The 6,133-nt window shown below is 64.0% G+C and carries 5 protein-coding genes; all 5 read left to right on the top strand.

Annotated elements, in window-relative coordinates:
• Positions 1 to 111: 111 nt before the first annotated feature.
• Positions 112 to 327: a hypothetical protein gene (locus ACXRVY_RS14650; protein WP_223458866.1), complete on the top strand. Its 216-nt coding sequence runs from the start codon at positions 112 to 114 to the stop codon at positions 325 to 327.
• Between the two features lie 117 nt (positions 328 to 444).
• On the top strand, positions 445 to 1,962 hold the full coding sequence (locus ACXRVY_RS14645; protein WP_223458999.1) for an efflux transporter outer membrane subunit: 1,518 nt from the start codon (positions 445 to 447) through the stop codon (positions 1,960 to 1,962).
• A gap of 30 nt (positions 1,963 to 1,992) precedes the next feature.
• The gene (locus ACXRVY_RS14640; protein ID WP_458237647.1) at positions 1,993 to 2,889 is read left to right on the top strand and encodes an efflux RND transporter periplasmic adaptor subunit; all 897 of its coding nucleotides are present in this window, start codon (positions 1,993 to 1,995) and stop codon (positions 2,887 to 2,889) included.
• Between the two features lie 12 nt (positions 2,890 to 2,901).
• Complete coding sequence (locus ACXRVY_RS14635) at positions 2,902 to 3,105, top strand: hypothetical protein (protein WP_458237646.1); 204 nt, start codon at positions 2,902 to 2,904, stop codon at positions 3,103 to 3,105.
• Positions 3,102 to 6,133, top strand: a 3,032-nt coding sequence (locus tag ACXRVY_RS14630) for an efflux RND transporter permease subunit (protein ID WP_458237645.1), incomplete at its 3' end; no start/stop codon positions are given. The genes ACXRVY_RS14635 and ACXRVY_RS14630, both read left to right, overlap by 4 nt.

The raw sequence follows: 6,133 nt of genomic DNA, 5'->3' as shown, positions 1-6,133 counted from the left end.
CAATTTCTGAGGGAGCGGCGCTGTCCCGACCGAAGTCTGACCTTTCGCTTACGACTCGCTTCAGGGGGCCGCCTACTCTGTCGTCGAACTTTCTTGCCCCCCTGGACTGTGATGATCCTTAACTCTGAAACCAAGTACCCGAGCCGCCGCTCATACGTAATCAAGCTGCGTAGCGATGCCGCTTCGGGGGCCCTGGTGGGCCGCCTCGAGAACCTGGTCACCGGACGTCAGCGCGAGTTTTCGTCCGCCGAAGAGTTGCTGGAGTCGATCGACTCGGACCTCAGGTCGGCGGCCGGCGAGCATGCGGCAGATGCCGACGGCGAGTGACGTCTCCCACCTGAATGTGCGCTCGATATGGCGACCGAACGGCGACGCTTCGCTGACGACTTCGTGCACACCGGGCCTTACGCTGATGCCATCTCGAATCCACACGAGTCCAATGCGATGCCGCGACTTCCAGTTTCCTTTCCACTGCCCCTCCTCACCGCCCGGACAACCTTGAAACGGGCCGAGCGCCCGGCCGGGCTCGCCGTTGCGGCAGCCCTTGCCACTTCGATCGCCCTCGCCCTTTCCGGTTGCTCCACACCGGTCGTCAAGCCCTCGGTCGACCTGCCGAGCAACTTCGCTGCGAGCACGGCCTCCGAAATGGAACCCGAGGCGGCGTGGTGGGAGGTCTACCACGACCCGTTGCTGACGGATCTGGTGCACCGGGCTGCGCGTGAGAACCGCGACGTCAAGATTGCCGCCGAGCGCCTGCGTGCCGCGCGTGCCGGAGAAACGGTCAGCCAGTCCTGGCTGCTCCCGAGTGTCGGCGCATCCGTCTCCGGCAGTGACCGCCGCAGCGGTTACAACTCGGCCACGAAACAGGGCTATCCGGATACCAGGACCACCAGTGTGGGTCTGGACGTCTCGTGGGAACTCGACCTGAGCGGCCGTCTGCGCGCCGGCGCGGCGGCGGCTGACGCCGATGCGCTGGCCGCGCAACACAGCATGCGTGGCGTGCGCCTGCTGGTGATGAGCGACGTGGTCAGCAACTACTTCACCCTGGTCGGTGCGCAGCGCCAGGTCGCGACGCTTCGCGCAATCTCGGCGATGCAGGACGAGACGCTGCGTCTGGTCACCGCACGCCAACAGGTGGGGCTGGCATCCGCTTTCGACGTCGAACGCGCGCAGACCGACGCCTTGTCGGCGCGGGCGCAGATTCCGCCGCTGGAAACCCAAGTAGCGGTGGCACGTCACCGTATTGCAGTGCTGATCGCAGATCAGTCTTTCAACACCACAAACATCCAGCCTTCAAGCGGTGATTTGATCGACGTGCCCGAGGCCAAGCCCGGCCAGCCCGCCGAGTTGCTGCAACGCCGACCTGACGTACTGGCGCTGATGGCACAACTCGACGCCGCCAATGCTCGTCGCCAGCAAGCGAAAGCTGAGTGGTTCCCGCAGCTCTTTCTCGGCGCTTCCTTCGGCCGCCAGGGTCTCAACCTGAACGGTGCCGATCTCGGCGCTGCGCGCTTCACCAACGTCGCGGGCCTGCTGGCGATGCCGCTCTTCAACGCCGGGCGCACGCAAGCGATCAACGAAGCGGCCGAAAGCGCTCAACAAGAGGCGCTGCTGCGCGCCGAAGACGGCATCGTACGGGCGCTCGAGGATGTGGAAAACGCCCTCGTCACGCTTGCGCAGGAACGCCGCCGGTCCGGGTCGCTGCAATTGGCCGCCGCATCTTCCGAGGCTGCGCAGAACCGCGCCCAGTCGCTCTATAACCGCGGGCAGATCGACCTGTTGCCACTGCTGGATTCGCAGCGGGCGCGCCTGGCGGCACGCTTGAACTCCAACGAAAGCAACACCCGACTGCTGCTCGACAGCGTGCAGCTCTACAAGGCACTGGGCGGGGGCTGGCAGGTGTTCGAACAACCCTCCAACCCAACCGCATCCGCCAAAGCCGACCGGCCACCACTTTCCTGAGAATCTGTCGTTTTCCAAAGAGGAACCGTCTTGAAGAATTCCCTTACTACGGCCGGCGTTTTGGCCGTCGCCGCCATGCTTTGTGCGTGCAGCCCGGATCAGCCGTCCGTGCAGGCCCCACGACCGGTACGCACCGTTGAAATCAACTACGACAATGCCCGCGAAAGTAGTCGCTACGTGGGCACCGTGCAGTCACGGCATGAAGTCGATCAAGCCTTCCGCGTGGGCGGCAAGGTAGCCCAGCGCAAGGTCGATGTAGGTCAGTTTGTGCGCGAAGGCGACGTACTGGCTGTGCTGGACGACAGCGACTACCGCCTCGCTGAGCAAGCGTCGCAACAGCAGTGGGCAGTTGCCGTCGAGCAGACTCGTCAGGCCGATTCGGACCACCAACGCCTTACCGCGCTAAAGGCTGACGGCTCGGTCAGTGCGGCCGACGACGAGCGTGCGCATACCAATGCCCAGACCGCTCATGCGACTGCCGAGGCCGAGGCGCGAAAACTCGAGCTCGCGCGCAACCGGCTCAAGTACACCGTGCTGCGCGCCTCCCGTAGCGGTGTTGTCACGGCTGTGCGCTTCGAGGCAGGCCAGGTCGTGGCGGAGGGCCAACCGGTGGTCTCGGTTGCGAAYCCGGATGAATCCGAGATCRTCATCGACGTGCCCGAGGATCAGTTGTCCGTCTTCAAGGACGCGCAGTTCAAGGCTTCGCTGGCCAGTGCGCCGAACGAGACCTTCGATGTCACGCTGCGCGAGCTGTCGCCGCAGGCTGCGGCGCAGACGCGCACCTATCGCGCGCGGCTCAAGCCAATGCAGGCGCTGCCGCTGGGCGCCACCGCCACTGTAATGGCCAAGAGCGTGATGACAAACGTCTCGGTGGCGGCGGTGCCGGCGACGGCACTGACCCAAAGCGGCGGCCAGCCGGCACTTTGAGTAGTCACGCCTGTGGGCAAGGATCCGGTAGGCATCGTCGAACTGGAGCGTGTGGCGGTGTGGGGCTACCGCAATGACGAGGTGCTCGTCTCCGGGCCGCAGGCTGGCGCATCGATCGTCACCRCCGGTGTCCAGAAGATGACATCCGGACTGAAGGTCGCGCTCCCCGGTGCGGCGATCGCTGACACTAACACTACGCAGCAGGCCACCCGATGAACAATTTCAACCTCACCGACTGGGCGCTGCGCCATCGCGCCATCGTTCTGTTCATGCTCCTCATTGTCGCGGCGGCCGGCGCCTTCAGTTTCACCAGGCTCGGTCAGCTCGAAGATCCGAACTTTTCGGTGCCTTCCATGACCGCCATGGTCATCTGGCCGGGCGCCACCGCCCAGCAATTGCAGGACCAGGTCCTCAATCGTATGGAGAAGAAATTCGAGCAAATCGACAACTTCGAAAAGGTGGTCACCTACGCGCGGCAGGGCTACGCGGGCATGACGCTCACCGTGCGCGGCGGCACCTCCAAGGCTGACCAGCGCGAGGCCTGGTACCAGGCACGCAAGAAACTCAACGACCTGAGCCTGGAGATGCCTGACGGCGTGATCGGCCCGATCCTGAACGACGAGTACGGCGACGTGTATGGCCTGATGTACGCCATCAAGGGCGACGGTGTCGGCCATGCCGACCTGTCGGACGCGGCCGAGGACATCAAGCGCCAGATGCTGAAGGTGCCGATGGTCAAGAAGATCGATCTCATCGGCAAGCAGGCCAAGCGTGTCTACGTCGAGTTCTCGCACGAGCGCCTGGCAGCGCTGGGCATTACACCGCTGGCCATCGCCGAAAGCCTCAAGAGCCAGAACGCGATGTTGCCCGCAGGCCAGATCGACACCCGCGGCGACCGCGTCATGGTGCGCGTGAGTGGCCAATTCGCCAGCGAAGAGGCCATCCGCAATGTGCCCATCGCCGCGGGCGGCCGGCTGATCAAGCTTGGCGACATCGCGACCGTTACCCGTGGCTTCGAAGATCCGCCGACCTACACGGTCCGCCACAACGGCCAACCCGTGCTGATGCTCGGCATCACAATGACCAGCGACGGCAACATCGTGGACCTTGGCAAGGCGATGGACACGGCCGTCGCCAAGATCCAGTCGGAACTTGCGCACGGCGTGGAGCTGGAGCTCGTGGCCGACCAACCCACCACGGTGAAGGATGCTATCCACGACTTCGCACACGCGCTGATCGAGGCGCTGATCATCGTGATTGCGGTGAGCCTGGCCAGCCTGGGCTGGCGCGCAGGCCTCGTGGTTGCGGCCACGGTGCCGCTGGTACTGGGCGGCGTGGCGCTGGTGATGTTGGCGATGGGCTGGAACCTGGAGCGCATCTCGCTCGGCTCACTGATTATCGCGCTGGGACTGCTGGTGGATGACGCCATCATCGCCATCGAGATGATGGTGGCGAAGATGGAGACCGGCATGGATCGCGTGAAGGCGGCCGCCTTCTCCTATCAGTCCACTGCCATGCCGCGCCTGACCGGTGCACTCATCACCGTCGTGGGCTTCCTGCCGATCGGCCTCTCGAAGTCCACCACCGGCGAGTACGCGGGTGGCATTTTCTGGATCGTCGGTGCCGCGGTACTGTTCTCGTGGATCTGCTCCGGCATCTTCACGCCGTACCTGGCGGTCAAGATGCTGCCCAACGACTTGGGCAAGCACCAGCACGGTGATCTGCACGATACGAAGTTCTACCGCAGCCTGCGCCGCTTGATCGACGCCGCCATCGAGCGCCGCTGGGTGGTCATCGGTGCGACGGTTGGCGCCCTGATACTTGCTCTGGTGTGTATCAAGCTAGTGCCACAGCAATTCTTCCCCAACAGTTCGCGTCCTGAACTGGTCATTGACCTGCGCGTCAAGGAAGGCTCCTCGTTCGCCGCGACGACCGAGCAGGTCAAGCACATGGAGGAGATCCTGGCGAAGGACGAGGACGTGCGTTTCTATACCGCCTACACCGGCGCCGGCGCACCGCGCTTCTATCTCTCGCTCAACCCCGAGCTGCCGAATCCAGGCTTTGCCCAGTTCGTCGTGATGACCAAGGATCTGGATGCACGCGAGCGAGTACGTGCGCGGCTGGTGGCCTCGGCTGACCAACAATTCCCGCAGGCGTGGGTGCGCGTGACCCGGCTCGAGTTGGGGCCACCTGTCGGCTACCCGGTGCAGTTTCGCGTCGTAGGCCCCGATACCCAAGTGGTGCGCAAGATCGCCCGCGACGTGGAGAAGGTGGTTGCGTCCAACCAAAAGGTGCGCGACCTGCAGCTCGACTGGAACGACCCGGTGCGTACGCTGAAAGTAGAGCTCGATCAGGACAAGGCGAGCGCGCTTGGCCTTACACCGACCGACGTGTCGCTGGCGACCCAGACCGTGATGAACGGCGCAACCCTGTCGCAGCTGCGTGAGCGCGAGGACCTGATCGACATCGTGGCCCGTGCCGTACCAGAGGAACGCTTGAACCTCGACACACTGAAAGACATCAACCTCTACACGCGCCAGGGCACGGTGGTGCCACTGTCGCAGGTCGCACAGGTGCGCTCTGAACTGGAAGAGCCAGTGCTGTGGCGCCGCAACCGCGACATGGCGATCACGGTGCGTGCCGACGTGAAGGATGGAGAGCAGGGTGTATCGGTGACGCAGGAAATCCAGCCGTTGCTCAAGGATATCGAAGCCAAGCTGCCGACTGGTTACCGCATCGACGTGGGCGGCGCGGTGGAGGAAAGTGACAAGGCGAACAAGGCGCTGCTCGCGGTGGCCCCGTTGATGCTGATCACCATCCTGCTGTTACTCATGCTGCAACTGCAGAACTTCTCCCGCATGTGGATGGTGATGCTGACCGCACCGCTGGGCCTGATCGGTGTGGTGCCGGCGCTATTGGTGTTCCAGTCGCCACTGGGCTTCGTCGCGATCCTGGGCATCATCGCACTGGGCGGCATGATCATGCGCAACGCGGTGATCCTGATCGATCAGGTTCAGATCGAGATCGCCGAAGGGCGCGACCCGTGGAATGCCGTGCTGGATGCCGCCATTCACCGGGCCCGTCCGGTGATGCTGACGGCGCTGGCCACTGTGCTTGCAATGATCCCGCTAACGCGCAGTGTGTTCTGGGGGCCGATGGCAATTGCGATCATGGGCGGCCTTACCGTGGCGACGCTGCTGACGATTTTCTTCGTCCCGGCGTTGTACGCTGCATGGTTCAAGGT

This window comes from Pseudomonas sp. P5_A2_2, assembly GCF_054177685.1.
Note: the sequence above shows the minus strand (reverse complement) of the source record. Positions and strands in the feature narration are given on the sequence as shown.

Coding starts and splice junctions, on each gene's coding strand:
- ACXRVY_RS14650 (WP_223458866.1), top strand. CDS start 112: ATGATCCTTAACTCTGAAACCAAGTACCCGAGCCGCCGCTCATACGTA.
- ACXRVY_RS14645 (WP_223458999.1), top strand. CDS start 445: ATGCCGCGACTTCCAGTTTCCTTTCCACTGCCCCTCCTCACCGCCCGG.